This is a genomic window from Neorhizobium sp. LjRoot104 (genome assembly GCF_964253725.1).
Lineage (GTDB): Bacteria > Pseudomonadota > Alphaproteobacteria > Rhizobiales > Rhizobiaceae > Neorhizobium.
This window is the reverse complement of record NZ_CAXURS020000001.1, coordinates 2298683-2322239: the sequence shown is the minus strand read 5'-3', so window position 1 is coordinate 2322239 and position 23557 is coordinate 2298683. Positions and strand designations below refer to the sequence as shown.

General features: G+C 62.2%; 21 protein-coding genes. 10 read left to right on the top strand and 11 right to left on the bottom strand.

Features of this window, described 5'->3' with window-relative positions; translation table 11 throughout:
- Positions 1 to 2 precede the first annotated feature (2 nt).
- Positions 3 to 977 (bottom strand): thioredoxin-disulfide reductase, encoded by a 975-nt coding sequence (trxB, locus tag ACSQ8R_RS11770; RefSeq protein ID WP_436253522.1) that lies wholly within the window; start codon positions 975 to 977, stop codon positions 3 to 5.
- 220 nt (positions 978 to 1197) lie between these two features.
- Between trxB and ACSQ8R_RS11765 the strand changes: the two genes are divergently transcribed.
- Positions 1198 to 1680, top strand: a complete 483-nt coding sequence (locus ACSQ8R_RS11765; protein WP_245363019.1) for an Lrp/AsnC family transcriptional regulator — start codon at positions 1198 to 1200, stop codon at positions 1678 to 1680.
- Between the two features lie 27 nt (positions 1681 to 1707).
- On the opposite strand, the gene ACSQ8R_RS11760 is transcribed toward ACSQ8R_RS11765, so the two are convergent.
- Positions 1708 to 2487 carry a glycosyltransferase family 25 protein gene (locus ACSQ8R_RS11760; protein WP_436253521.1) on the bottom strand — a complete coding sequence of 260 codons (780 nt, stop codon included), beginning with the start codon at positions 2485 to 2487 and terminating at the stop codon, positions 1708 to 1710.
- 330 nt (positions 2488 to 2817) lie between these two features.
- On the opposite strand from ACSQ8R_RS11760, the gene ACSQ8R_RS11755 reads away from it, so the two are divergent.
- On the top strand, positions 2818 to 3843 hold the full coding sequence (locus ACSQ8R_RS11755) for a glycosyltransferase (protein ID WP_436253520.1): 1026 nt from the start codon (positions 2818 to 2820) through the stop codon (positions 3841 to 3843).
- Here ACSQ8R_RS11755 and ACSQ8R_RS11750 read toward each other — a convergent pair.
- Together ACSQ8R_RS11750 and greA are read right to left on the bottom strand one after the other, a co-directional pair.
- Positions 3827 to 4885 carry a glycosyltransferase family 4 protein gene (locus ACSQ8R_RS11750; RefSeq protein WP_436255447.1) on the bottom strand — a complete coding sequence of 353 codons (1059 nt, stop codon included), beginning with the start codon at positions 4883 to 4885 and terminating at the stop codon, positions 3827 to 3829. The two genes, ACSQ8R_RS11755 and ACSQ8R_RS11750, sit on opposite strands and share 17 nt — an antisense overlap.
- Positions 4886 to 4916: 31 nt before the next feature.
- Positions 4917 to 5393, bottom strand: a complete 477-nt coding sequence (greA, locus tag ACSQ8R_RS11745) for a transcription elongation factor GreA (protein ID WP_105400937.1) — start codon at positions 5391 to 5393, stop codon at positions 4917 to 4919.
- Positions 5394 to 5631: 238 nt separating this feature from the next.
- Here greA and ACSQ8R_RS11740 point away from each other — a divergent pair, with 238 nt between their 5' ends.
- Positions 5632 to 6864: a putative DNA modification/repair radical SAM protein gene (locus ACSQ8R_RS11740; protein ID WP_436255446.1), complete on the top strand. Its 1233-nt coding sequence runs from the start codon at positions 5632 to 5634 to the stop codon at positions 6862 to 6864.
- Positions 6861 to 8330: a UdgX family uracil-DNA binding protein gene (locus ACSQ8R_RS11735; protein WP_436253519.1), complete on the top strand. Its 1470-nt coding sequence runs from the start codon at positions 6861 to 6863 to the stop codon at positions 8328 to 8330. Before ACSQ8R_RS11740 ends, ACSQ8R_RS11735 begins: the two co-directional genes overlap by 4 nt.
- 22 nt (positions 8331 to 8352) lie before the next feature.
- Here the strand turns inward: ACSQ8R_RS11735 and ACSQ8R_RS11730 are convergent, their stop codons facing one another.
- The 3 genes from ACSQ8R_RS11730 to ACSQ8R_RS11720 form a co-directional block, all read right to left on the bottom strand.
- Positions 8353 to 9540 (bottom strand): T6SS phospholipase effector Tle1-like catalytic domain-containing protein, encoded by a 1188-nt coding sequence (locus ACSQ8R_RS11730; protein ID WP_436253518.1) that lies wholly within the window; start codon positions 9538 to 9540, stop codon positions 8353 to 8355.
- A gap of 101 nt (positions 9541 to 9641) precedes the next feature.
- The gene (gene carB / locus ACSQ8R_RS11725; protein ID WP_436253517.1) at positions 9642 to 13127 is read right to left on the bottom strand and encodes a carbamoyl-phosphate synthase large subunit; all 3486 of its coding nucleotides are present in this window, start codon (positions 13125 to 13127) and stop codon (positions 9642 to 9644) included.
- Positions 13128 to 13368: 241 nt separating this feature from the next.
- Positions 13369 to 14181, bottom strand: coding sequence for a LytTR family DNA-binding domain-containing protein (locus tag ACSQ8R_RS11720; protein WP_436253516.1), 813 nt, complete (start codon positions 14179 to 14181; stop codon positions 13369 to 13371).
- 117 nt (positions 14182 to 14298) lie between these two features.
- Here ACSQ8R_RS11720 and ACSQ8R_RS11715 point away from each other — a divergent pair, with 117 nt between their 5' ends.
- The 3 genes from ACSQ8R_RS11715 to ypfJ all read left to right on the top strand — a co-directional run bounded on the left by ACSQ8R_RS11715 (position 14299) and on the right by ypfJ (position 17138).
- Positions 14299 to 14781, top strand: coding sequence for a DUF2306 domain-containing protein (locus ACSQ8R_RS11715; protein WP_436253515.1), 483 nt, complete (start codon positions 14299 to 14301; stop codon positions 14779 to 14781).
- A gap of 145 nt (positions 14782 to 14926) precedes the next feature.
- Complete coding sequence (locus ACSQ8R_RS11710; RefSeq protein WP_436253514.1) at positions 14927 to 16138, top strand: MFS transporter; 1212 nt, start codon at positions 14927 to 14929, stop codon at positions 16136 to 16138.
- A gap of 94 nt (positions 16139 to 16232) precedes the next feature.
- On the top strand, positions 16233 to 17138 hold the full coding sequence (gene ypfJ / locus ACSQ8R_RS11705) for a KPN_02809 family neutral zinc metallopeptidase (RefSeq protein ID WP_436253513.1): 906 nt from the start codon (positions 16233 to 16235) through the stop codon (positions 17136 to 17138).
- A gap of 76 nt (positions 17139 to 17214) precedes the next feature.
- Here ypfJ and ACSQ8R_RS11700 read toward each other — a convergent pair whose 3' ends face one another.
- The gene (locus ACSQ8R_RS11700; RefSeq protein ID WP_436253512.1) at positions 17215 to 17697 is read right to left on the bottom strand and encodes an SRPBCC family protein; all 483 of its coding nucleotides are present in this window, start codon (positions 17695 to 17697) and stop codon (positions 17215 to 17217) included.
- Between the two features lie 47 nt (positions 17698 to 17744).
- On the opposite strand from ACSQ8R_RS11700, the gene ACSQ8R_RS11695 reads away from it, so the two are divergent.
- The gene (locus ACSQ8R_RS11695; protein ID WP_436253511.1) at positions 17745 to 18068 is read left to right on the top strand and encodes an ArsR/SmtB family transcription factor; all 324 of its coding nucleotides are present in this window, start codon (positions 17745 to 17747) and stop codon (positions 18066 to 18068) included.
- Here ACSQ8R_RS11695 and ACSQ8R_RS11690 read toward each other — a convergent pair.
- On the bottom strand, positions 18065 to 18544 hold the full coding sequence (locus tag ACSQ8R_RS11690) for a DUF2938 domain-containing protein (RefSeq protein ID WP_436253510.1): 480 nt from the start codon (positions 18542 to 18544) through the stop codon (positions 18065 to 18067). The genes ACSQ8R_RS11695 and ACSQ8R_RS11690 overlap by 4 nt on opposite strands.
- 279 nt (positions 18545 to 18823) lie before the next feature.
- Between ACSQ8R_RS11690 and ACSQ8R_RS11685 the strand changes: the two genes are divergently transcribed.
- The gene (locus ACSQ8R_RS11685; protein ID WP_436253509.1) at positions 18824 to 20083 is read left to right on the top strand and encodes a TCR/Tet family MFS transporter; all 1260 of its coding nucleotides are present in this window, start codon (positions 18824 to 18826) and stop codon (positions 20081 to 20083) included.
- A 127-nt stretch (positions 20084 to 20210) separates the two neighbouring features.
- A complete protein-coding gene (locus ACSQ8R_RS11680; protein WP_436253508.1) occupies positions 20211 to 21608 on the top strand; it encodes an MATE family efflux transporter in 1398 nt (465 codons plus the stop codon).
- Positions 21609 to 21632: 24 nt separating this feature from the next.
- Here ACSQ8R_RS11680 and ACSQ8R_RS11675 read toward each other — a convergent pair whose 3' ends face one another.
- Together ACSQ8R_RS11675 and carA are read right to left on the bottom strand one after the other, a co-directional pair.
- Positions 21633 to 21983, bottom strand: a complete 351-nt coding sequence (locus ACSQ8R_RS11675; RefSeq protein WP_436253507.1) for an antibiotic biosynthesis monooxygenase — start codon at positions 21981 to 21983, stop codon at positions 21633 to 21635.
- 98 nt (positions 21984 to 22081) lie between these two features.
- A complete protein-coding gene (carA, locus tag ACSQ8R_RS11670) occupies positions 22082 to 23287 on the bottom strand; it encodes a glutamine-hydrolyzing carbamoyl-phosphate synthase small subunit (RefSeq protein WP_436253506.1) in 1206 nt (401 codons plus the stop codon).
- Between the last annotated feature and the right edge of the window lie 270 nt (positions 23288 to 23557).

The following is a 23557-nucleotide window of genomic DNA, read 5'->3' as shown; positions in this document are numbered from 1 at the left end:
CGTCACTCCGCGGCTATGGCAACCGGCTGGATGCCGGAGAGGTAACGTTCGGCTTCGAGCGCTGCCATGCAGCCCATGCCGGCGGCGGTGATCGCCTGGCGGAAAGTGTCGTCCGTCACGTCGCCGGCGGCAAACACGCCGGGCACGTCGGTGGCGGTCGAATCCGGCGCCGTCCAGAGATATCCATTCGGCTTCATCTTCAATTTGCCCTTGAAGAGTTCGGTCGCCGGCGCATGGCCGATCGCCACGAAGACGCCATGGATGGGGAAATCGGTGACCGCACCCGTCTGGGTATTGCGCAGCTTGACACCCTCGACGGAGGGCGGCATCGGCGCCTTGGCGGGCTTGCCGGTGATCTCGGCGATTTCGGTGTTCCACAGCACATTGACATTCGGGCGCTGGAAAAGGCGTTCCTGCAGGATTTTTTCCGAGCGGAACGAATCACGGCGATGCACGACCGTCACCGACTTGGCGATATTCGACAGGTAGAGCGCTTCCTCGACCGCGGAATTGCCGCCGCCGACCACGATCACATCCTTGTTGCGATAGAAGAAGCCGTCGCAGGTGGCGCAGGCGGAGACGCCGAAACCCTGGAAATGCTGCTCGCTCTCGATGCCGAGCCATTTGGCCTTGGCGCCGGTCGAGATGATGATCGTCTCGGCGGTCCAGACGGCTCCCGAATCGGTGCGCACCGTGAAGGGCCGGTGGTTGAGCTCGACTTCGGTAACGAGGTCGTTGACGATTTCGGCGCCCACATGGGTCGCCTGTTTCAGCATCTGCTCCATCAGCCAGGGACCCTGGATCGGATCGCCGAAGCCCGGATAGTTTTCGACATCCGTGGTGATCATCAGCTGGCCGCCCTGTTCCATGCCGGCGATCAGCACCGGTTTCAGCATGGCGCGCGCAGCATAGATGGCGGCCGTATAGCCGGCCGGGCCGGAGCCGATGATCAGGACCTCGGTATGACGGGAGGACATGGATAATTTCCTTTCAAAGACCGGTCGACGTTTCGCTGCCCCTCATATAGGTGGTCGATGTCCGGTCTGCCGCTTTAGAAGCGCCATGTAAGATTGATCCATGCAGCAATGCAAGGGCAGCCTTGCGCTAACAACAGATCAGTTGGCATGGAAACGCCGCCCGCCCGGCGCGACGACATATTCTTGCTTAAAATTCCCCTTGCGATAAAAGCACTGCAGAATGAAGGGGACCTCCGTGCTTCGCGCCGATCTTGATGCCATCGACCTAAAAATCCTCAGGGAATTGCAGCGCGACGGGCGCATGACCAATGTCGAGCTCGCCGAACGCGTCGGCATTTCGGCGCCGCCCTGCCTGCGCCGCGTGCGCAAGCTGGAAGAAGCCGGGATCATCGAGGGCTATCACGCGCTTCTCAACGCCCCGAAGCTCGGCGTCGATCTCGTCGCCTTCTGTATGGTCGGGCTGAAGCGGCAGTCGGATGCCGACCTCAAGGCGTTTGCGGCAAAGGTCCAGCAATGGCCGATGGTGCGCGAGGCCTGGATGGTCAACGGCGACAGCGATTTCCTGCTGCGCTGCGCGGCCCAGAACCTCACCGTCTTCCAGGATTTCGTCATCGAGGTGCTGACCGCCGACCAGCATGTGGACACGGTGCGTACCATGCTGACCATCCGTCAGGTGAAGCAGCTGGGGCTGGTCGAGATCTGAAGCTCGCCGACGTCGGCAGGCCTTTCGTCATTTGCTCCCGGCAGGGCGGAACCGCTTCTTGTGGATGAAGGCGATCAGCTTGTCTTCCATCAGGCGACGCTGCTTGGCGAGCGCGTAGAACCATTTCCGCTTGTTGGTTTTTCTGGCGCGGCCGGAGCTGGCCAGGATTTCGCTTGCCGCATCCGTCGTGGTGACGGGAGAGGGCCAGAAGGAATAACCGTGGCCGGTGCGGGTCAGCCAGTGGCGGAAATAATTGTCGACCGGCGCGAACATTTTTCGGTGTTCCTGAAGGAACAGCCGGGCGCCTTCGCGCGACCAGACGATGGCGCTTGTTGTCATCGGGAAATAGTGGGCGGCGACCAGTTCGCAATCGTGCCCGCCGATCTCGTAGCGGGAAAGCGGGGTGGCGATCTTGAGCTTGTTGTTGCCGATATTGATCAGCCGCCAGTCGGGATCGGCCTTTTCGAGATCGGGAAGGGCTGTCTTGAGCAGTTCGACCGGGTTGCAGAGCGGCAGCGCGTCGTCTTCCAGCACCAGCGCATAACGGGCGCCGGACTTCAAAAAATGTTCGGCGACCTTCAGGTGGCTGCGGTAACAGCCGATTTCGCCGCCGACGAGGGTGCGGCCCATATAGCTTTCGGCGCGCTCGGCGTCGTAGTCCGGAATCGTCGCGAGGTCGAATTTGCGGCCATCGACGGCGGAGATCCGCTCGAACGCGATGCCATAGCTCGAAAGCCGGTCGCTGATGGTCTGCAGGCGGTCATTGCTGCCATCCAGATTGATGACATAGGTCTCAAGCGATTGCATTTTACCCTTTTCCGGCAAGCAGGCGCGGCGGCTTTTTGCCCGCCATGGCCGCTTCCGTCGCCGGTAGACTTGTGATGGTCGAAGCTTTTCGAACGTTGCTATATCGCGGCCGGGCGGGTTTTGGAACAAGCGTCGTTCTGGTCCCGATAACATCGCCCCTGGGCAACTGCCGAAGAGGGAAGGTGCCGTATCCGGGGCAGGTCCCGTGTTTGAGACAGCCGTTTTCGTCTCCTTTGCGCAGGTTTTTCAACCGTAACATGGCGGCGGCGCTTCCTTCGGATGCCGATTTCGGTATACAGCGGCGTAAACAAAACGGCAGGACGACGATTTATGCGGGTTCATCAGTATATTTTCGGCAAGGACGGCGGGGCGGAGAAGTTCTTCGTGCATCTGGTCGGGGCTCTCGATCGCCGCGGCGTCGAGCAGACGGTCGTGATGCGCTGGAACCGCCGCTGGAAGCCGGATGTCGAGGCCCATGCCAAGGTGATCGAGAGCAATTTCCGCAACCTGTCGATCGATCGCATCCTGTTGCCGATGAAGGTGCTCTCCATCGCAAAGCGTGACAAGGCCGACGCGATCATTTCCTGGTCCACCCGTGGCGCCCGCCTGATGCCGGACTACAAGGGCGGTATCAAGCTGTCGCGCCTCGGCGACTATCCGACCCATCTCGGCTATTTCAAGAATTCCGACATTCTCGTCTGCAACACGCCGGGCATTGCCGATCATGTGCGCAACGATCTCGGCTGGACCCGCGGCGTCGAGGTGATTTCGAACTTCACCGATACGTCGGTCGTGGCGCCCGTCTCCCGCTCGGTTGCCAATACGCCGGACGGCGTGCCGCTCGTCATGACGATGGCGCGCTTCGTCAAGCGCAAGCGGATCCATCTGCTGATCGAGGCGATGACGGCCGTGCCGGAAGCCTATCTGTGGATCGCCGGCGAGGGCGAGGAACAGGAGGCACTGGAGGCGGTGGTGCGCGAGCACAAGCTCGAGAACCGGGTGCGGTTCCTCGGCTGGCAGAAGGATGCGCGGCCTTATGTCGCCGCCGCCGACATGTTCATCATGCCGTCCAGCCACGAGCCGCTCGGCAACGTGATTTTCGAAGCCTGGGCACAGAGCAAGCCGGTGATTTCCTCGCGTTCGGAAGGTCCGTCCTGGTTCATGCAGGACGGCGAAAACGGCCTGCTCGTCGATATCGACGACACGGCAGGATTTGCACGCGCCATCAACCAGGTGATCGCCGACCGCCAGTTGGCGGCAAGTCTTGGCGAGGGCGGCAGGGCGACGCTGGTCGGGCAGTTTTCGGAAGAGGCGGTGGCGGGCGCCTATATCGACCTGTTCAAGCGGAAGCCGTGATCCGGTAGATATTGCCGAGCAGCTTTGCTTCGCCCTCGATGCTGAAGTTTTCCAGCGCGTGGGCGCGCGAGCGGATCGAGGCGGCCTTGCGGCGGGCCTCGTCATCCATGAAGGCGGCTGCCGCCTCTGCCATCGCATCGACGTTGTCGCGGGCGATGATCAGGCCGGTTTCCTCTTCGCCCGTCACCAGCAGTTCCGGGAAGGCGCCGACATCGGTGGCGATCACCGGGACGGCGGTCGCCATGGCTTCCAGCGGCGTTAGCCCGAAACCTTCCCAGCGTTGCGGGGCGATGAAAAGGTCGAGCGCGCGATACCATTCGTTGATATCGGTATGTTCGCCGACGAACAGGATGCGGTCGGCAAGCCCGGCAGCGGCAACCTTCTTCTTCAACCCGTCTTCGAATTCTACATGCGGGCCGGTGGCGCGGCCGGCGACGATCGCCGACCAGCCCTTGCGCTCGGCAAGCACCCGGATCATCGTATCGACGAAGAGATCGGTGCCCTTCTGGCGGCGCACGCGGCCGAAGCAGCCGACGATCTTCTGTGCGGGATCGAGGCCCTTGGCGCGCTTGGCTTCCGCCTTGTCGGAAGGCGGCGAGAAGCGGACGGTGTCGATGCCGTGCAGGACGACGGTATTCTTGACGGTGAGATAGTCTGCCGTCTTGCCGCTGGTGGCGATGACGCCGTCCATCTTCGAGACCAGCCATTTCGTCCAGCCGGTATGATGGCGTTGGGAGGCCGAGGTGAAGACGATCTTCAGCGGCATGCGCAGCACGTCGCGCATGAAAATCGCCGGCAGCATCTCGATATTGCGGCGCGCATGCCAGATCCGGAACCGTTTTCCGCGCGGCGGGGTCCACAGGCGGAAGAGGTCGCGATAGCGGATGTGCGGCAGGTCGGCGGGCAGGCCGGGGCCGAGCGCCGCAACCTTCTGGCCAAGCGATCTCTGGACGGGCACGAGCTGGATGATCGTCGACGTGACGCCGGAGAGGCGCCGCTTGAAATTCGGCGCGATCACTTCGACGTCACGGATATCGATGATGGCGGGGTCGCCTTGTTTGCCCACGGGCGTGTCAGCCCCAGGAAATGGCGAGGATTTCGTAGGCCTTGGAACCGCCGGGAGCGACAACTTCGATGGAGTCGCCCTTTTCCTTGCCGATCATCGCACGCGCGATCGGCGAAGAGATGGAGATACGGCCAGCCTTCACATCGGCTTCCTGGTCGCCGACGATCTGATAGACCTTCTCTTCCTCCGTATCCTCGTCGATGAGCTTCACGGTGGCGCCGAACTTGATCTTGGAGCCGGACATCTTGGACAGATCGATGACTTCGGCGCGGGCGGTCAGGTCTTCGAGTTCCGTGATCCGGCCTTCGTTGTGGCTCTGAGCCTCCTTGGCAGCATGGTACTCGGCGTTTTCCGAAAGGTCGCCATGGGCGCGGGCTTCCGCGATTGCCTCGATGATACGGGGACGCTCCTCCTGCTGGCGCCAGCGCAGCTCCTCCTGCAGCTTGGAAAAACCGCTCTGCGTCATCGGTACCTTTTCAACCATTTTCTTGTCCTTCAGGCGCATGCCCGCGGATGCCGCGGACACAAAAAGAAACAGGTTCCGGAGCAAAACTTCGGAACCATCGCAAAATCAGAATGTAGGTCATCATAACAGAATTTCGACAGCGAGTGCTAGGAATTTCGAAACCTTGTCGTGTGCCCCTCCGCCGCCATGTGCTTTCAAGCGCTGCCGCTTGTCAATGACTTGACGGGAATAAAAAGAACATTTAGTGAACATGCTAATGAAGAAGTCGCTGAAAGAACGCCTGGCGATCCTTTCGGATGCCGCCAAATACGATGCTTCCTGTGCCTCCAGCGGAACCGTGAAACGGGACTCGTCCGCGACAGGCGGGCTCGGTTCGACGGAAGGTTCGGGCATCTGCCACGCCTATGCGCCGGATGGACGATGCATATCGCTTTTGAAGATACTGCTCACTAATTTCTGCATCTACGACTGCGCCTATTGCATCAACCGGTCCTCTAGCAATGTGGAGCGGGCTCGCTTCACGCCGGAAGAGGTGGTCTGGCTGACGCTGGAATTCTATCGCCGTAACTATATCGAAGGCCTGTTCCTCTCCTCCGGTATCATTCGCTCTTCCGATCACACGATGGAGGAGATGGTGCGGATCGCCAGGGAACTCCGGACCACGCATAATTTCCGCGGCTATATCCACCTGAAGAGCATCCCGGAGGCATCCGCGCATCTGATCGAGGAGGCGGGGCTTTATGCCGACCGGCTGTCGATCAATATCGAGCTGCCGACGGATACCGGCATCAGCCGGTTCGCGCCGGAAAAGCGGCCGGAAAACATCCGCCGTTCGATGGGAAACCTGCGGCTGAAGATCGAGGAAATGGCCGAACCTACGCTGCAGACGAAACGGAAGAAGACGTTCGCGCCGGCCGGGCAGAGCACGCAGATGATCGTCGGTGCAGATGGCGCCAATGATGCGACCATTCTCGGCACCAGCGCCAGGCTCTACGGCAGCTATGGGCTGAAGCGGGTCTATTATTCGGCTTTCAGCCCGATCCCGGATTCGTCGAAGAACCTGCCGCTGATCAAGCCGCCGCTGATGCGCGAGCACCGTCTCTACCAGGCCGACTGGCTCTATCGGTTCTACGGATTCGAGATCGGCGAGATTACCGCGACGCAGGGAGACGGCATGCTCGACCTCGATCTGGACCCGAAGCTCGCCTGGGCGCTCGGCCATCGCGAGCGGTTTCCGGTGGACGTCAACCGGGCGGAGAGGGAGATGCTGCTCCGGGTGCCGGGTTTCGGCACCAAGACGGTGAAGGGCATCCTGTCGTCGCGGCGTTTCCGGCGGCTGCGGCTCGACGATCTGAAGCGGCTCGGCGTATCGCTGAGGAAGGTGCAGCCGTTCATCACGGCGGAGGGATGGACGCCGCACCGGCTGGTCGACAGGACCGATTTGAGGGCAATGTTCGAGCCGAAACCGGAACAGTTGTCGCTGTTATGAGGTACCGTTTTTCGCTGCGGGGCAGGGGGGATCTGACCGAGTGGCGCGATGCCGCCCGAGCTTTCCTGATGGCCGGAATCGTGCCTGACATCATCGAATGGCGGACGATGGACGATGCCGACGGCCTGTTCGGTTTCGACGAGAACCACCTGCCGCCGCCGCATCCAGACTGCGGTCCGATGACGGTGCAGCCGGCCTTCATCCGGCTGGCGCAGGCGGTGCTCTGTCATTCCGACCCGACGCGGTTTGCGCTGCTTTACCGCATGCTGTTCCGGATGGTGCATGGCGGGGTGATCCACGGCCGGCACCTGCTGCGGATGACGACCGATCCGGACGTGGCCGCGGCGAGCCGCATGGCGAAATCGGTCGGGCGCGACTATCACAAGATGACCGCCTTCGTGCGCTTCAAGGAACTGCCGCTGGCGGAAGGTTTCGCCGGCCGGCGGCGGTTCATTTCGTGGTTCGAGCCGGATCATTTCATCATCGCCCGCGTGGCGCCGTTCTTTCAGCGGCGCTTCACCGACATGGACTGGCTGATCGCCACACCGAAGGGTTCGGCATCCTGGGACGGCGAGACTTTGCGCACGACCGACGAGCCGGCGGAAAAGCCCGACCTGCGCGACGAGACGGATGAGTTGTGGCGTACCTACTACGCTTCCATCTTCAACCCGGCCCGGCTGAAGGTGAAGATGATGACCACGGAAATGCCGAAAAAATACTGGAGGAACCTGCCGGAGGCGGAGCTCATTCCGGGCCTGATCGCCAACGCCGAGGCCAGCGTCCTCGAGATGGCGCGCAAGGCGGCGAGCGAACCCTTGCCCTTCCATCACAGGATCCAGCAAGCGGCCGCGAAGGCGCCGGTGGAGCCCATGGCGGCGGCGGGCACGCTTGCGGCGCTGAAGCAGGAGGCGCGGCATTGTACGCGCTGCGACATCCATTGCCTGGCGACCCAGACGGTGTTCGGCGAAGGACCGCCGGACGCGCGGGTGATGTTCGTCGGCGAGCAGCCGGGCGACCAGGAGGATCTGGCGGGAAAACCTTTCGTCGGGCCGGCGGGAAAACTGTTCAACGACGTGATCGGCGAGATCGGCATCGACCGGAGGTCGCTCTATATCACCAATGCGGTGAAGCATTTCAAATACGAGCCGCGCGGCAAGCGGCGCATCCACCAGAAGCCCAACATGGGCGAGGTGCGGCAATGCCGCTGGTGGCTGACGCGGGAGCTGGAGCTGATCAAGCCGAAACTGGTGGTGGCGATGGGGGCGACGGCGCTGTTTGCACTGACCGACATGCGCCAGAAGCTCGAGGACGTCAGGGGCGAGCCGATCGCTCTGGAAGAGGGACGCACGCTCTTCGTGACAGTCCATCCGTCCTATCTGTTGCGCATTCCCGATGAGGGCAGGAAGGCGGAGGAACTCGCCCGGTTCAGGCAGGACATGAGCCGGATCAAACGCTTGGCGGCGTGAACTGAGAGACTGATTCAGGACGTTACGGGACGAAGGTCGGCGGATTCGGAAGGTTGGGCGGATCGTAGTCGCCGGCGCTCTTGCGGGTCGCCACCGATTCATGCACCAGGGCGTTTTGCGGGATCAGGCGCGGATCGACGCAGGGGATGTAGTAGCCCTTCGCTGCATGGCGTTTTCGCCACGAGGTTTTCGGAACCTTGCGCGGGATGCATTCCAGGACACGCCATGCCCAGTTCATGGAATCATGTAGCGGGGCGTGCCGATCCAGCGGAACGTAGTCGTTCTTTTCCCCTTCACCGAGGACGATCTTGTCGATGACATCGTCCTTGTAGTGGAGACCTGTCGGCCGGGTCTCGCGGATCATCCAGTCCAAAGGAATCTTGATCTGGCCGCTTTCCTTTTCGGGGAAGCCCCCGCCGACGTCGCAGTGGAACCCTGAGAACCACACTTCCTTGGCATTCTGGGGTCCCTTTGGCGCAGCGAACGGGTTGCCGCGATAGACCTGGCCGGGTGTCCACAGTTCGGGCCTGAACATGGTGCGCCTCTCGTCGATCGCGAGAGCGTGGCGTACCCATTCGACGCTGGCATTGGTGTGGGTGAAGGGGTGGGTTTTAAACTGTAGGCGGCCGCGGCCGGTCTCGATCATCGATGCAACCGTATCGAACAGCCCGAGCAGCTTTATCGGCGGCCGGTCGTTGTCGAGCATCCGTTCATAGAGGCGCATGCCGGCAAACGGCGAGGCCTCGCCTTCCCCGGCCGCCGGGGATTGCGGGATGTCCTTGTAGGTTCTGTAGGCGTAGTCGAGGAGATTGAGATAAAGCGGCGAGATCAGCCCGAACGCATGGATGAAGCCCGCCAGCACCCTGGCGGTGTAGGCGCCGCGGCTGAAGCCGAACAGGTATATGCGGTCGCGGTCCGGGTGGCGGCCGTTCTCGACCGGGCCGCAGTCATAGTTTTCGACAAGGAAGCGATAGGCTTCCTTGACGTTGTGGTCGAGGCCCCAGCCTGTCGCAAGGCCCAGCACTTCGCTCGCATTCCGGGCGCTCGAAGACCAATGTTCGTCGGCACCGAATGTGCCGACGCCGGGATCGTAATACACGATCTGCCGATCCGATCGCTCCAGCGTTCCGAACAGGCGAAGGATATTGGTGCGGCTGGCCTTGATTTCGTTGGACGTGCCGTCCAGCAAAATGACGATATTCTTGCTCATGGATCATTCCCCCGAGTGCCCGTGGACACGGTAGCATTCGAGGGATTGAAATTCAACCTATGGTCGATATCGACAACCCGGACCGTCCCCGGTCCGTTTGATCAGAAATAGCTCTGCAACGGGCGGACTTCGAGATTGCCGGCTTTCAGCGCCTTGATCGCCATGGCGGCCGCCTCGGCGCCGGCCATGGTGGTGTAATAAGGCACTTTCTGCATCAGCGTCGCGCGGCGCAGCGATTTGGAGTCCGAGATCGCCTTGTTGCCGTCCGTCGTGTTGATGACGAGCTGGACCTGGCGGTTGCGGATCGCATCCTCGATATGCGGGCGGCCTTCCAGCACCTTGTTGATGCGGGTGGAGGTGATGCCCTGTTCGGCGAGGAAGCGCGCCGTGCCGCCGGTCGCCAGAACCTTGAAGCCGATTTCGGTGAGGATGCGGATCGCCGGCAGTACGCGGGCCTTGTCCTCGTCGCGCACGGAGACAAAAACCGTTCCGTTGCGCGGCAGTTCGACACTGGCGCCGAGCTGCGACTTGGCAAATGCCAGCGCGAAATCCGTATCGAGACCGATGACTTCGCCGGTCGAGCGCATTTCAGGGCCGAGCAATGTATCGACGCCCGGGAATTTCGCGAACGGGAAGACGGCTTCCTTGACGGCGATATGTGTGAGGTTGCGCGGATCGGGCTTGGTGCCGTAGGCGGCGAAGGTCGCGTCAAGCTTCTCACCGGCCATGACGCGAGCGGCGATCTTGGCGATCGGCGCTCCGATGGTCTTGGCGACGAAGGGGACCGTGCGCGAGGCGCGGGGATTGACCTCCAGCACGTAGATCGCGCCGTCCTTGATGGCGAACTGGACGTTCATCAGGCCAACGACGTGGAGGGCCTTGGCCATTGCCTTCGATTGGCGTTCCAGCTCGTCGAGCATTTCCGGCGAGAGCGTGCGCGGCGGCAGCGAGCAGGCGCTGTCGCCCGAATGGATGCCGGCTTCCTCGATATGCTCCATGATGCCGGCGACATAGACGTCGGTGCCGTCGCAGAGGCAATCGACATCAACCTCGATGGCATTGGTCAGGTAGCTGTCGAACAGAAGCGGGTTCTTGCCGAGCAGGGTGTTGATCTGGCCGGTCTTGTCGTTCGGGTAACGCTGCTTGATGTCTTCCGGCACGAGGCCCGGCACGGTGTCGAGCAGGTAGGTCTGCAACATCGATTCCGAATGGATGATCTGCATGGCGCGGCCGCCGAGCACGTAGGACGGGCGAACGACCAGCGGGAAGCCGATTTCCGAGGCAACAAGGCGGGCCTGTTCGACCGAATAGGCGATGCCGTTGTTCGGCTGGTTGAGGTCGAGCTTCATCAGCAGCTTCTGGAAGCGGTCACGGTCTTCGGCAAGGTCGATCATGTCGGGCGCGGTGCCGAGGATCGGGATGCCGTTCTTTTCGAGCGCTTCGGCGAGCTTCAGCGGGGTCTGGCCGCCGAACTGGACGATGACGCCGACCACTTCGCCCTTTTCCTGCTCGGCGCGCAGGATCTCGATGACGTCTTCCGCCGTCAGCGGTTCGAAATAGAGGCGGTCGGACGTGTCGTAGTCGGTCGAGACAGTTTCCGGGTTGCAGTTGATCATGATCGCTTCATAGCCGGCATCCTTCAGCGCGAAGGCGGCGTGGCAGCAGCAATAGTCGAACTCGATGCCCTGGCCGATGCGGTTCGGACCGCCGCCGAGGATGACGACCTTCTTGGCAGCGGAGACTTCCGCTTCCGAGCGCAGCGAACCGACGAACGGCGTCTCGTAGGTCGAGTACATGTAGGCGGTCGGCGACGCGAATTCGGCGGCGCAGGTGTCGATGCGCTTGAAGACCGGGCGGACGTTGAGCGAGTTGCGCAGCTCGGCGACTTCCTTCGGGCGCTTGCCCGTCAGGCTGGCGAGGCGGGCGTCGGAGAAGCCCATGGCCTTCAGCATGCGCAGGTTTTCGGCATCGTTCGGCAGGCCGTGCTCGCGGATGCGGGCCTCCATGTCCGTGATGCCTTTAAGCTGGGCGATGAACCACGGGTCGATCTTGCAGGCCTCGTGGACTTCGGCTTCGGTCAAGCCAAGCCGCAGCGCCTGGGCGACCATGCGCAGCCGGTCGGGCGTCGGGGTGCCGATCGCGGCGCGGATGGCGTTCCTGGAGTTCTCGCCGTCTTCGAGGCCCGGGATCTCGATCTCGTCGAGGCCGGTCAGGCCGGTTTCGAGGCCGCGCAGCGCCTTCTGCAGCGATTCCGCGAAGGTGCGGCCGATCGCCATGACTTCGCCGACGGACTTCATCGCCGTCGTCAGCACCGGCGAGGCGCCCGGGAACTTCTCGAAGGCGAAACGCGGGATCTTGGTGACGACGTAGTCGATCGACGGTTCGAACGATGCCGGCGTCGCACCGCCGGTGATGTCGTTGTCGAGTTCGTCGAGCGTGTAGCCGATCGCGAGCTTGGCCGCGACCTTGGCGATCGGGAAGCCGGTGGCCTTCGATGCGAGCGCCGAGGAGCGCGAGACGCGCGGGTTCATCTCGATGACGACCAGGCGGCCGTCCTTGGGATTGACGGCGAACTGCACGTTCGAACCGCCGGTCTCGACGCCGATCTCGCGCAGCACCGCGATCGAGGCGTTGCGCATCATCTGGTATTCCTTGTCGGTCAGCGTCAGCGCCGGCGCGACGGTGATCGAATCGCCCGTGTGGACGCCCATCGGGTCGATGTTCTCGATCGAGCAGATGATGATGCAGTTGTCCGCCTTGTCGCGGATCACCTCCATCTCGTATTCCTTCCAGCCGAGCACCGACTCCTCGATCAGCACTTCGGTGGTCGGCGAGGCATCGAGGCCGCCGCCGACGATCTCGAAGAATTCCGAGCGGTTGTAGGCGATGCCGCCGCCGGTGCCGCCCATGGTGAAGGAGGGGCGGATGATGGCGGGCAGGCCAACCACGTCGATCGCCTGGGCGGCGATCGCCATGGCGTGGCTGATATAACGCTGCTTGCGGTCGGTCTCGCCGAGGTTCCACTGGTTTTCGAGCGCGTCGAGCGCCTTGTCGAGATCGGCACCCGTCAGGCTCTCCTTGACCCGGTTGCGCTCGATCTCGTGCGTCTTGCGGTCGGCATCCTTGATGTCGGTGGCGTTGGCCAGCATCGACTTCGGGGTTTCGAGCCCGATGCGGGACATCGCCTCGCGGAAGAGGGCGCGGTCCTCGGCCATGTCGATGGCGGCGGGCTTGGCGCCGATCATCTCGACATTGTAGCGGTCGAGCACGCCCATGCGCTTCAGGGAGAGGGCGGTATTGAGCGCCGTCTGGCCGCCCATGGTCGGCAGCAGCGCGTCCGGGCGTTCCTTGGCAATGATCTTGGCGACGACTTCCGGGGTGATCGGCTCGACATAGGTCGCGTCGGCGAGGCCCGGGTCGGTCATGATCGTCGCCGGGTTGGAATTGACCAGGATGACCCGGTACCCTTCTTCCTTCAGAGCCTTGCAGGCCTGGGTGCCGGAATAGTCGAACTCGCATGCCTGGCCGATGACGATCGGACCCGCGCCGATGATAAGGATCGATTTCAAATCTTGGCGCTTGGGCATGGGTATCTTTCCGCTTTTTTCCTGCGCGAAAAACCGGCACGGCGTGGAATACCACCGGTCGGGTCGCGCGCGCATGTCTTTTCAGGCTAGACGCGGCTTATAGGCAAATGTTGTTGGGAACGGAACCCCATAAATCGCCCAATCGACAGGAAATGTCCGGCGCGGCTTGCCAACCAAGCCGCCCTTTCGACCGGTTCAGCGCCGGCGTCCTGGCGGCAATGCTCGTCATGTTGGTCACGGCCTAGCGGAAAAGGCCGTCGAAGCGGGCACGCACGGAATCGGCATGGGTGCGGCTCACCGGGATCTCGGTGCCGTCCTTCATGATCAGCAGAAGCTTGCCGCCTTCCCGCTTCAAGCCCTCGACATGGGCATCCGCGACCCAGTGGGAGCGGTGCACCTGCAGCCCCGGCGTGGCCCCGAGCTCCTTCAGGGCGTCGGCGAAACGCAGCAGGACCAGTTCGCGACCGCGGCTGGTGACGACCTCGGTATAGTGGTCCTCGACGGAAAGCCGCAGGAGCGCGCCGCGGTTCTTGGGATTCAGGCGGGCGAGGATTTGGGGTTCGGATGAGGTGGACGTCGGGGGCGCTGAGGCAAGAGGCAGCGGCGCGGAAACCTCGGCGATCTGCCGGTGCATGGCCATATAGGTCATAAGACAGAAGAGGGCGCAGAGCGGCAGGGCGAGCAGCGCCCGATGGAGGCCGGTCTCCATCTCGGTCCAGCGGCCGAAGAAGGCGTAGTCGATGACGCCGAGTGCGAAACCGATCGGAAGGGCTGCGACCAGCGAGCCGATCATCATGCGGGCGAGCGTGCGGTTGAGGTGGTTGCGCAACAGGATTTCGGCCATGATCGCCAGGGAAATGGCGATGGTCCAGGTGACGGCGTGGACGATCAGCCAGTAGCCGAGCCGGATGCCGGGCGTCATCCGCTCCAGCGTGCCGTAGGGACCGCTGACGACGAAGAGCAGGACGACGAGCGAGAAGGTCGCCCAGAAGCGCCAGGAGCGGGTGAAGAGCTGCAATTCACGAAGCGTGGAGCTCAAAAACGGGTGATTCACGAAGTTTGTCCGTCGTCTGCGCCATTCCGGTTGAGGGTGAGCCAGTCATGGCGGAAACAGGCGCCGAGTTCAATCGTCTCGCCTCCAATCGCGCGATGACTTCGACAGGTGCTTGCCATGAACCCCCAACCGCTTCTCGACGCCCCGCTCGCCGTGCAGATCCATGTCGCGGCGGTCCTGCCAGCCGCCGTGCTCGGCGCCTACATCCTCGTCAACCGCAAGGGCACGCCGGCACACCGGCTGCTCGGCAAGATCTGGATGGTGCTGATGGTGATCACATCGCTCTCCAGTTTCTTCATCCACGAGATCGATCTTTTCCACGGTTTCAGCCCGATCCATCTCCTGTCGATCTCCGTGCTGGTCGGGGCGTGGCGGGCCGTCACCGCCGCGCGTGCCAAAAATATCAGGGCGCACAAGGCGGCCGTCATCGGCATGTATTTCGGCGGCATCGTCATCGCCGGCCTGTTCACGCTGATCCCGGGGCGGATCATGAATGCCGTCGTCTTTTCCGGCGGCCCGAGCTGGATCCTGATCGTGACGCTGCTCGGCATTGCCGGAACGCTGTGTCTGCAACGGCGGCTGGTGACGCGCCAGTCTTGATCATTACATCAAGAATTTCCTCAAAAGCGTACCGTTCGGCGCCTTGCTGTCATGGACAGGCCCGGCTTACGGGGCTAGAGCTGCGCCTAAGAAACTTGCAGCAACGGCCATCCGCGATGACGACCGCTTGCGCGGAGGAAATTCAATGGCCGATGCAACATCCAAACCCGTCGCTGCTGCCGGCGCCGAAGCGACGATCCTGCCGATCATCCTGGCGGTCAGCTTCTGCCACATGATCAACGACATCATGCAGTCGATGATCTCGGCGATCTATCCGATGCTGAAGACGGATTATGCGCTGGACTTCTGGCAGATCGGCATCCTGACGCTCGCCTTCCAGTGCACGGCCTCGCTGCTGCAGCCGGTGATCGGCATCATCACCGACAAGAAACCTTTCCCCTATTCGCTGCCGGTCGGCATGGGCTCGACCTTCATCGGCCTGTTCATGCTGGCGAACGCGCATTCTTATGTGATGCTGGTCATTTCCGCGTCTCTGATCGGCATCGGTTCGGCCGTGTTCCATCCGGAATCGTCGCGTGTCGCCCGGCTGGCATCGGGCGGCCGTTACGGGATGGCGCAGTCGGTCTTCCAGGTCGGCGGTAATTTCGGCCAGTCGATCGGCCCGCTGCTCGCAGCCTTCATCATCGTGCCGAACGGGCAGGGCAGCGTTGCCTGGGTCTCGGTCGGCGCGCTTCTCGGCATCGTCATCCTCACGGGCGTGGCGCGCTGGTACAAGGCACATATGCTGGCCAACCAGGGTCGCAAGCGGGTGCTGAAGGCCCATAACCTTTCAAGGCGCACGGTCATAGCCGCCCTCATCGTGCTGACCATCCTGACATTCTCGAAGAATGCCTACATGGCCTCGATCAGCAGCTATTATACCTTCTTCGTCATCGAACGCTTCCAGGTCACGGTGCAGCAGTCGCAGGTCATGCTGTTCATCTTCCTCGGCGCCGTTGCGCTCGGCACGGTGATCGGCGGACTGGTCGGCGACAGGTTCGGCTCCAAGGTGGTGATCTGGTTCTCGATCCTCGGCGTGCTGCCCTTCACGCTCGCCATGCCCTATGCCAACCTGCCGGTGACGATCGCGCTCTCGGGCATCATCGGTTTCATCATGGCCTCGTCCTTCCCGGCGATCGTGGTGATGGCGCAGGAACTGGTGCCGGGCCGGGTCGGCATGATCGCCGGCATCTTCTTCGGGATCGCCTTCGGCATCGGCGGCATCGCGGCGGCCGTACTCGGCGTCTTCGCAGACAAATACGGCATCACCTTCGTCTACAATGTCTGCGCCTTCCTGCCGGTGCTCGGCCTGCTGACGGTTTTCCTGCCGGGGAAAAGAGCCCTGCGGGTCGCCTGACGACGAATCTTCGGCTAAGTGTTGCGGGACGGATCGCTTTTGCATCCGTGAGCGTTATATCGGCCGAAGGTATGGTCGAACAGGAGGGCACGACATGGAATGGAAAGGGCGGCGGCAATCCGACAATGTCGAGGACCAGCGTGGCGCTTCCATGGGCGGCAGCCCGATGGGCCGGGGCGGTTTCCGCATACCGGTCGGCGGTGGTGGCCGACGCGGCGGCGGGCTCGGCATCGGCGGCATCATTGTCATCCTGATCATCTGCTGGATCACCGGCATCAACCCGCTTTCGCTGCTCTCCGGCGAGCTCGGCATGGACGGTTCTGGCTTCGAGCAGCAGCAGACGACCCGGGGCACGCCCGCCAACGATGAGACGACGGCTTTCGTGCGCACCGTGCTTGCCGAGACGGAAGATACCTGGAACGGCATATTCCAGGCCAACGGCCAGCAATACCAGGAGCCGGTGCTGGTGCTGTTCTCCGGCCAGGTGAACTCCGCCTGCGGATTTGCGTCTTCCGCGACCGGGCCGTTCTATTGTCCCGGCGACCACAAGCTCTATCTCGATACGAACTTCTTCAAGGAGCTCGAGCAGCGCTTCGACGCGGCCGGCGATTTTGCCGAGGCCTACGTGATCGCCCACGAAGTCGGCCATCACGTGCAGAACCTCACCGGCATCCTGCCGAAATTCAACCAGGCCCGCCAGCGGATGAGCGAGGCGGATGCCAACCGGATGTCGGTGCGCGTCGAGCTGCAGGCCGACTGCTTTGCCGGCGTCTGGGGCAAGTTCACCCAGCAGAAGGGCATTCTCGACAGCGGCGATCTCGAAGAGGCGCTGAACGCCGCCCAGCAGATCGGCGACGATACGCTGCAGAAGCGCAGCCAGGGTTACGTCGTGCCGGAAAGCTTCAACCACGGGACTTCGGCGCAACGTGCGCGCTGGTTCAAGCGCGGGTTCGATACCGGCGACATGAAGGCCTGCGATACGTTTTCGGGGAATGTCTGAGGTTTGTGGGTCCTCGGGTTTAACCCGAGGATGACGACGGTGAGGGTGGAGGCAGGATACCCCCTCAGGAGCCAAATTACTTATACATCCCTTCGCGCAGGTTGATGCCGTATTCCACATAGGCCTTCATGGCGCAGAGCATCTGGGACCAGCCCTGGCAGTTGCCGTAGGAGGCTGAAAGGCCGCCGGGCGTTTCCCGCCAGCCTTCTTCGGCGATCGTGACCAGTGTGCGGTTACCGTCGAGGGGCTCGAAGGTCATGGTGACGGTCGTCTTGTAGTTGGCGGGGACGACGTTTTCCGGCCCTTGTTCGGCGGCATTGCCTTCCGTCGCATCCCAGCGCAGCACGATCTTCCTGTTGTTCTCCACCTCGACGACCTCGACCGGAAAGGCGCCCGGAAAGTCGTGAAAGTCCCAGGTGACCGTGGCTCCGGGTTCGAGCCGACCCTTGGCGCCGCCTGTCGTAAAATAGCCGGACAGTTTTTTCGGGTCGGCGACGGCTTCGAACACTTCCTCGACCGGTTTTGAAATTCGGCCGGATACCTTGAATTTCAGTTCCATGATCTTTCTCCCTTGTTTCTCCCTCTATAATGTTATAAAAATATAACATGTCAAGCGGCGAAAAAAACGACCTTATTTTCAAGGCCCTGGCGGCTCCGGTTCGCAGGGAGATTCTGGACGAACTGAAGGATCGGCCGCAGACGACGGGCGATCTCTGCGCCCGCTTTCCGAACCTCGACCGCTGTACGGTCATGCAGCATCTGAAGGTTCTGGAGGGCGCCGACCTCGTGCTGGTGAAGCGTGAGGGCAGGGAGCGTTGGAACCACCTCAATCCGCTGCCGATCAAGGCTATCCACGACCGCTGGATCGGCGCCTATGCGGCGCGGGCGGTCGACATGCTCGACCGGATGAAGCGGGATCTGGAAGATTAGCGGATCATGAGCGCGGTGCCGTAAAGCCCGAGCGCGAAAACGGTGTGGGCGGCGAAGTTGAGGAGACGCACCTTGTTCGGCTTCGGCGTTTTCGAAGCGGCCCAGCCGAGACCGAGGCCCGGCTGCATCAGAAACCAGCCGGCGCCGATGGTGACGATGCCGAAGATCCAGGCAGGAATGAAGGTCGGGGCGGCGAACCAGTTCGGCCCCATGATCAAGGCGAGGATCACCCCGTAGAGAAGGCCGACGGCATAATGGCCGGCCCAGCCGAGCGCCAACTCATGTTCGTAGGGTTCGGCCGCCGCGATGCTGTCGTGAAAGACCTTTGCGCGGCGCAGGTGCCAGAACCAGCGACCGGCGGGCGCCCAGTTGGCCTTGGGCTGGGCGAAGACCTTGTTCAGGACGATCGCCCAGAGATCCATCAGGATGGTTGCGCCGAGGCCGATGAGAATGCCGCGCAGGATAAGTTCGATCATGGGTGAGGTCTGCCGGAGAGAGGGAGGTCACCTGCAATCTCTATGGGCTCCGGTTGGGGCTGTCGAGATCTTCTCGCCTTCCAGCCCCGGGAAACCTCCGGTCGCGGGAGGGTGCCGGACACCGGGATCGCCGAAACGGCTGAACGATCGGCGGCGGCTGTGCCTTTCATCAAAAACTTTGAAATGTTCACGTATTGTTTCGGTTTTCTTTTGCCGTTATGTAAGCACCCGGCGAGCTGATCGTCTTTCCAGAAAACACCATTGCTAGAGAGACATTTCATGCTCGACCCGAAATTTGTGCGCCGCGGCCTTTTCCTGGTCTTCATGATCCTTTTCCTCGATGTCATCGGGATCGCGATCATCATGCCCGTGCTGCCGGCCTTCCTGCGCGAACTGACGGGTGACGACCTGAGTGCGGCGGCGGTCGATGGTGGCTGGCTGCTGCTCATCTATTCCGCCATGCAGTTCCTTTTTGCGCCGCTGCTCGGCAACCTCAGCGACCGTTTCGGCCGTCGGCCGATCCTGCTGGCTTCGGTCCTCACCTTCGCGCTCGACAACCTGATCTGCGCGGCCGCCACCAGTTTCTGGATGCTGTTCGTCGGGCGCGTGCTCGCCGGCATTTCCGGCGGTAGTTTCGCCACCTGCTCGGCCTACATTGCCGACATCAGCAATGACGAGAACCGCGCCAAGAACTTTGGCCTGATCGGCATCGCCTTCGGCGTCGGTTTCACGGTCGGGCCGGTGATCGGCGGGCTGCTCGGGGAACTCGGGCCGCGCGTACCGTTCCTGGGGGCAGGTCTGCTGTCGCTCGCCAATTTCATTGCTTCCTGGTTCCTCTTGCCGGAGACGCTCGACAAGGCGAACCGCCGCAAGTTCGAACTGAAGCGCGCCAACCCGCTCGGGGCGTTGCGTCAGATGCGCCACTATCCGGGCATCGGCTGGGTTATGCTGGTGATGTTCCTCTACTGGCTGGCGCATGCGGTCTATCCGTCGGTCTGGTCCTTCGTGTCGGCCTATCGCTACGGTTGGAGCGAGGGGCAGATCGGCCTTTCGCTCGGACTGTTCGGCATCTGTGCCGCATTTGTGATGGGGTTCATCCTGCCGAAACTGGTGCCGGTGCTCGGCGAATGGAGGACCTCGGTGCTCGGGCTCTGTTTCTCCTGCCTCGGCCTTGCCGGTTATGCCTTCGCGTGGCAGGGGTGGGTCGTCTATGCCGTCATCCTAGTCACGACGATCGAGAACGTCGCCGACCCGGCCCTTCGCAGCATCGCCTCGGCGAAGGTGCCGCCGTCGGCCCAAGGGGAGCTGCAGGGCGCGATGACGAGCCTCACCAGCCTGACGACGATCGTCGGCCCGGCGATCTTCACGCAGCTGTTCAGCGCGTTTACCGGTGGGAATGCAACAATGGAGTTCGCGGGGGCGCCATACATGATGGCGGCGATTTTCATGGCCTGTGCCATTTTGGTGTTTTTAGCCCGGATTTCACGAAGAACGGCTGGGGTTCCGGTCTCAGCCGAGCTTAAACATCAGATTTCTTGAAGAGACGTCCAAAAATTCTGCTGAATCGCCTGTAAGTGTTGCCGCATGCTTGATGCTCCTCTATAGGCTGCACCTGCGCCGCTCACCAGTTTCTGGAAGCGGCTTTTTTCGTCTGAGGAGGAGTGTCATGTCGAGCCTTTCCAACACCATGGCAATGACGACGACGGACAATTCCTGGTCTGCGCATATGCGCGCGACGTTTGCGCTCGGCGTCCCCTTCGTCGGCGCACAGCTCGCCCAGATGGCGATCAACACCACCGACGTCATCATGGTCGGATGGCTCGGCACGACCGAACTTGCGGCCGTGGTTCTCGGAAGCCAGATGTTCTTCATCGTCTTCATCTTCGGCTCGGGATTTGCCGGCGCCGTCGTGCCGATGGTCGCCCAGGCGCTCGGCCGTGGCGACGAGGCCTCGGTGCGCCGCTCCGTGCGCATGGGCATGTGGGTGGTGATCGCCTACGGTATCCTCACCGCTCCGCTTCTATGGTTCTCGCAGCCGATCCTGATCGGACTTGGCCAGGATCCGGAGATCGCCGGAATGGCGCAGGGTTACCTGCGCGTCATCCAATGGGGCATCTTTCCGAACCTGATCCTCATGGCGATGCGGGCGTTCCTGAGCGGTCTCGAGCGCGGCGGCATCATCCTCTATGTGACGCTTGGCATGTTCGTCACCAATGCGGTGATGAACTACGCCTTCATCTTCGGCAATTTCGGTGCCCCCGCCTGGGGGCTCGAAGGGGCCGCGTTCGCTTCGATGTTGTCCGCAACTGTCGGCTGCCTTTTGTCTATCGCCTATATTGAAGCGAAGAGAGAAACGCGTGCCTACGAGCTTTTCGTCCGCTTCTGGCGAGCGGACTGGATTGCGTTCCGGGAGGTCATCGGCCTCGGGTTGCCGATCAGCTTCACCATCCTTGCCGAGACCAGCCTGTTTGCCGCGGCTTCGCTGCTGATGGGGATGATCGGCAAGGTGGAACTCGCTGCGCACGGCATCGCGTTGCAGCTTGCCGCGATCGCCTTCATGATCCCGCTTGGTCTCTCCCAGGTCGCGACCGTGCGCATCGGGCTTGCCTATGGGCGAGGGGACCATCTCGGGGTCCGGCGGGCGGCCATGTCGATCTTGCTGATCAGCATCTGCTTCACTTTGACCGGGAGCGTGCTCTTCGCGCTCTTCCCGCATGAACTCGGTTCGCTCTTCGTGGACATCCGCAAGCCCGATACGCAGATGCTGCTCGGGCTTGCCGCGCCGCTCGTGGTGATCGGCGGGGCGTTCCAGGTGGTCGACGGTCTGCAGGCCGTCGGCGTCGGCCTGTTGCGCGGGCTCAAGGATACGCGGGTGCCGATGGTGCTGGCGCTGATCGCCTACTGGCCGATCGGCTTTTCCTGCGCCTGGATCTTCGCCTTCCCGCTCGGGTTCGGTGGCGAAGGTGTCTGGTTCGGCTTCGTCACCGGCCTTGCGGCCGCCGCGGTTCTGCTTTGCGGCCGGTTCTTCCTGCTGGTGAAACGTCAGGCCAAAACAACCCACTGAGCTTCAATGGGCAGTCTGTGTCGGTCAGGCCGGCAGGAGTTCTTGTAAAACCGCGCTGTGGTAGAAGCCGATATCGGTCTCTACTCCGAGACGCCGGCTCAGTGCCTGCCTGTCGATTCCCGCCTCCTCATCCGATTTCGCGACTGCGGCGATGACCGGCTGAAGGACGTGCTCGCCTTCGAACTGGAGGATGGAGAGGATGTTGAAGAGCGCGGAGCCCGAATGCTGTTCCAGGATCAGGTCGTCGACGAAGCCCGGTTGGGTACGGATCACTTCATGCGTCCTGCGGACCAGCGCCATGAATTCCTGGCGCCCTTCGATCGGCACTGCAAACCTGTTGACGCGAAAGATGCGTCGCTTCTGTATTTCGCTCATATGAAAAACCCCTGCTCGATCTTGAACAGGGGTGTTTATGAGACCTCAACCAAAGTTGAGGTCAATAGCCGGTTGCCAAATTTTTCGAAGCGTCGAAATCAGCGTTCCGCGAGGGCAGGTTCGCCCTTCTTCTCGCGCACCATGTTGATGAAGCGGCGGAAGAGGTAGTGACTGTCCTGTGGGCCGGGCGAGGCTTCCGGGTGGTGCTGCACCGAGAAGACCTGCTTGCCGGTGACGCGAAGACCGCAATTGCTTCCGTCGAAGAGCGAAATGTGAGTCTCCTCAACGCCTTGCGGCAGAGACTTCGAATCGACCGCGAAGCCGTGGTTCATCGAGACGATCTCGACCTTGCCGGTGGTGTGGTCCTTGACCGGATGGTTTGCGCCGTGGTGGCCCTGGTGCATCTTCTCGGTCTTCGCCCCGAGCGCCAGCCCGAGCATCTGATGGCCAAGGCAGATGCCGAAGGTCGGGATGTCGGTCTTGATGACATCCCTGATGACCGGCACGGCGTATTCGCCGGTTGCGGCCGGGTCCCCGGGGCCGTTCGACAGGAAGATGCCGTCCGGCTTCAGCGCCATGATGTCCTCGGAGGAGGTCTGGGCCGGCACCACGGTCACCTTGCAGTCGAGGCCGGCGAACAGGCGCAGGATGTTGCGCTTGACGCCGTAATCGACGCAGACGATGTGATATTTCGCGTCTTCGGGCTGCAGTTCGCCGTAACCTTCGTTCCAGACCCAGGACTTCTGGCTCCACTGCGACGACTGGCCGGAGGTTGCTTCCCTGGCGAGGTCGAGGCCTTCGAGGCCACTCCAGGCGCGGGCTTCGGCCTTCAGCGCCTCGATGTCGAAGACGCCGTTCGGGTCATGGGCGATGACGGCGTTCGGAGCGCCGTTCTGGCGGATCCAGGCGGTCAGCGCGCGGGTGTCGATGCCCGAGAGGCCGATGATGCCGCGAGCCTTCAGCCAGCCGTCGAGATCCTTGGCGGCGCGGTAGTTGGAGGGCTCGGTAATGTCGGCCTTGAAGATCGTGCCGACCGCGCCGCGCCTTGCCGCTGGCGTCAGGTCCTCGACGTCTTCCTCGTTGGTGCCGATATTGCCGATATGCGGGAAGGTGAAGGTGACGATCTGGCCGAGATAGGAGGGGTCGGTCAGGATCTCCTGGTAACCGGTCAGCGCGGTGTTGAACACCACTTCGGCCGGCACCTTGCCGGTCGCGCCGATGCCGGTTCCTTCGATCACGGTGCCGTCGGCCAGAACGAGCAATGCGGTGGGCTTTTTGATTGTCCAGGGGGCGGTCGCGGTCATATCCATCCTTCTGCCTCGCCGGTCCCGTCCCTTGAAGAGACAGGCTGCGAGGGCCATCTATGGTCGTGAGAGACGGGCGCGCGGAAATCCCGGCGCAAGCCCAAACCTCTAAATCTCGTGCAGGTGCCGGAAAATAGACAAAGCGGGCGAGGTGGTCAATCTCGCCGCTCAAGAATTCCACGAGGATTATAGCCCATGGGATTCAACGGTTTGGGTGATTTGATTTGATCGACCCGGACCTGTCGTCTATGACAACGGTGTGAATGCCAA

Bases quoted from the DNA above. Each gene is read 5' to 3' on its own strand.
- trxB (WP_436253522.1), bottom strand. From the start codon at position 977: ATGTCCTCCCGTCATACCGAGGTCCTGATCATCGGCTCCGGCCCGGCC.
- ACSQ8R_RS11765 (WP_245363019.1), top strand. From the start codon at position 1,198: ATGAAGGGGACCTCCGTGCTTCGCGCCGATCTTGATGCCATCGACCTA.
- ACSQ8R_RS11760 (WP_436253521.1), bottom strand. From the start codon at position 2,487: ATGCAATCGCTTGAGACCTATGTCATCAATCTGGATGGCAGCAATGAC.
- ACSQ8R_RS11755 (WP_436253520.1), top strand. From the start codon at position 2,818: ATGCGGGTTCATCAGTATATTTTCGGCAAGGACGGCGGGGCGGAGAAG.
- greA (WP_105400937.1), bottom strand. From the start codon at position 5,393: ATGGTTGAAAAGGTACCGATGACGCAGAGCGGTTTTTCCAAGCTGCAG.
- ACSQ8R_RS11740 (WP_436255446.1), top strand. From the start codon at position 5,632: ATGAAGAAGTCGCTGAAAGAACGCCTGGCGATCCTTTCGGATGCCGCC.
- ACSQ8R_RS11735 (WP_436253519.1), top strand. From the start codon at position 6,861: ATGAGGTACCGTTTTTCGCTGCGGGGCAGGGGGGATCTGACCGAGTGG.
- ACSQ8R_RS11730 (WP_436253518.1), bottom strand. From the start codon at position 9,540: ATGAGCAAGAATATCGTCATTTTGCTGGACGGCACGTCCAACGAAATC.
- carB (WP_436253517.1), bottom strand. From the start codon at position 13,127: ATGCCCAAGCGCCAAGATTTGAAATCGATCCTTATCATCGGCGCGGGT.
- ACSQ8R_RS11715 (WP_436253515.1), top strand. From the start codon at position 14,299: ATGAACCCCCAACCGCTTCTCGACGCCCCGCTCGCCGTGCAGATCCAT.
- ACSQ8R_RS11710 (WP_436253514.1), top strand. From the start codon at position 14,927: ATGGCCGATGCAACATCCAAACCCGTCGCTGCTGCCGGCGCCGAAGCG.
- ypfJ (WP_436253513.1), top strand. From the start codon at position 16,233: ATGGAATGGAAAGGGCGGCGGCAATCCGACAATGTCGAGGACCAGCGT.
- ACSQ8R_RS11700 (WP_436253512.1), bottom strand. From the start codon at position 17,697: ATGGAACTGAAATTCAAGGTATCCGGCCGAATTTCAAAACCGGTCGAG.
- ACSQ8R_RS11695 (WP_436253511.1), top strand. From the start codon at position 17,745: ATGTCAAGCGGCGAAAAAAACGACCTTATTTTCAAGGCCCTGGCGGCT.
- ACSQ8R_RS11690 (WP_436253510.1), bottom strand. From the start codon at position 18,544: ATGATCGAACTTATCCTGCGCGGCATTCTCATCGGCCTCGGCGCAACC.
- ACSQ8R_RS11685 (WP_436253509.1), top strand. From the start codon at position 18,824: ATGCTCGACCCGAAATTTGTGCGCCGCGGCCTTTTCCTGGTCTTCATG.
- ACSQ8R_RS11680 (WP_436253508.1), top strand. From the start codon at position 20,211: ATGTCGAGCCTTTCCAACACCATGGCAATGACGACGACGGACAATTCC.
- ACSQ8R_RS11675 (WP_436253507.1), bottom strand. From the start codon at position 21,983: ATGAGCGAAATACAGAAGCGACGCATCTTTCGCGTCAACAGGTTTGCA.
- carA (WP_436253506.1), bottom strand. From the start codon at position 23,287: ATGACCGCGACCGCCCCCTGGACAATCAAAAAGCCCACCGCATTGCTC.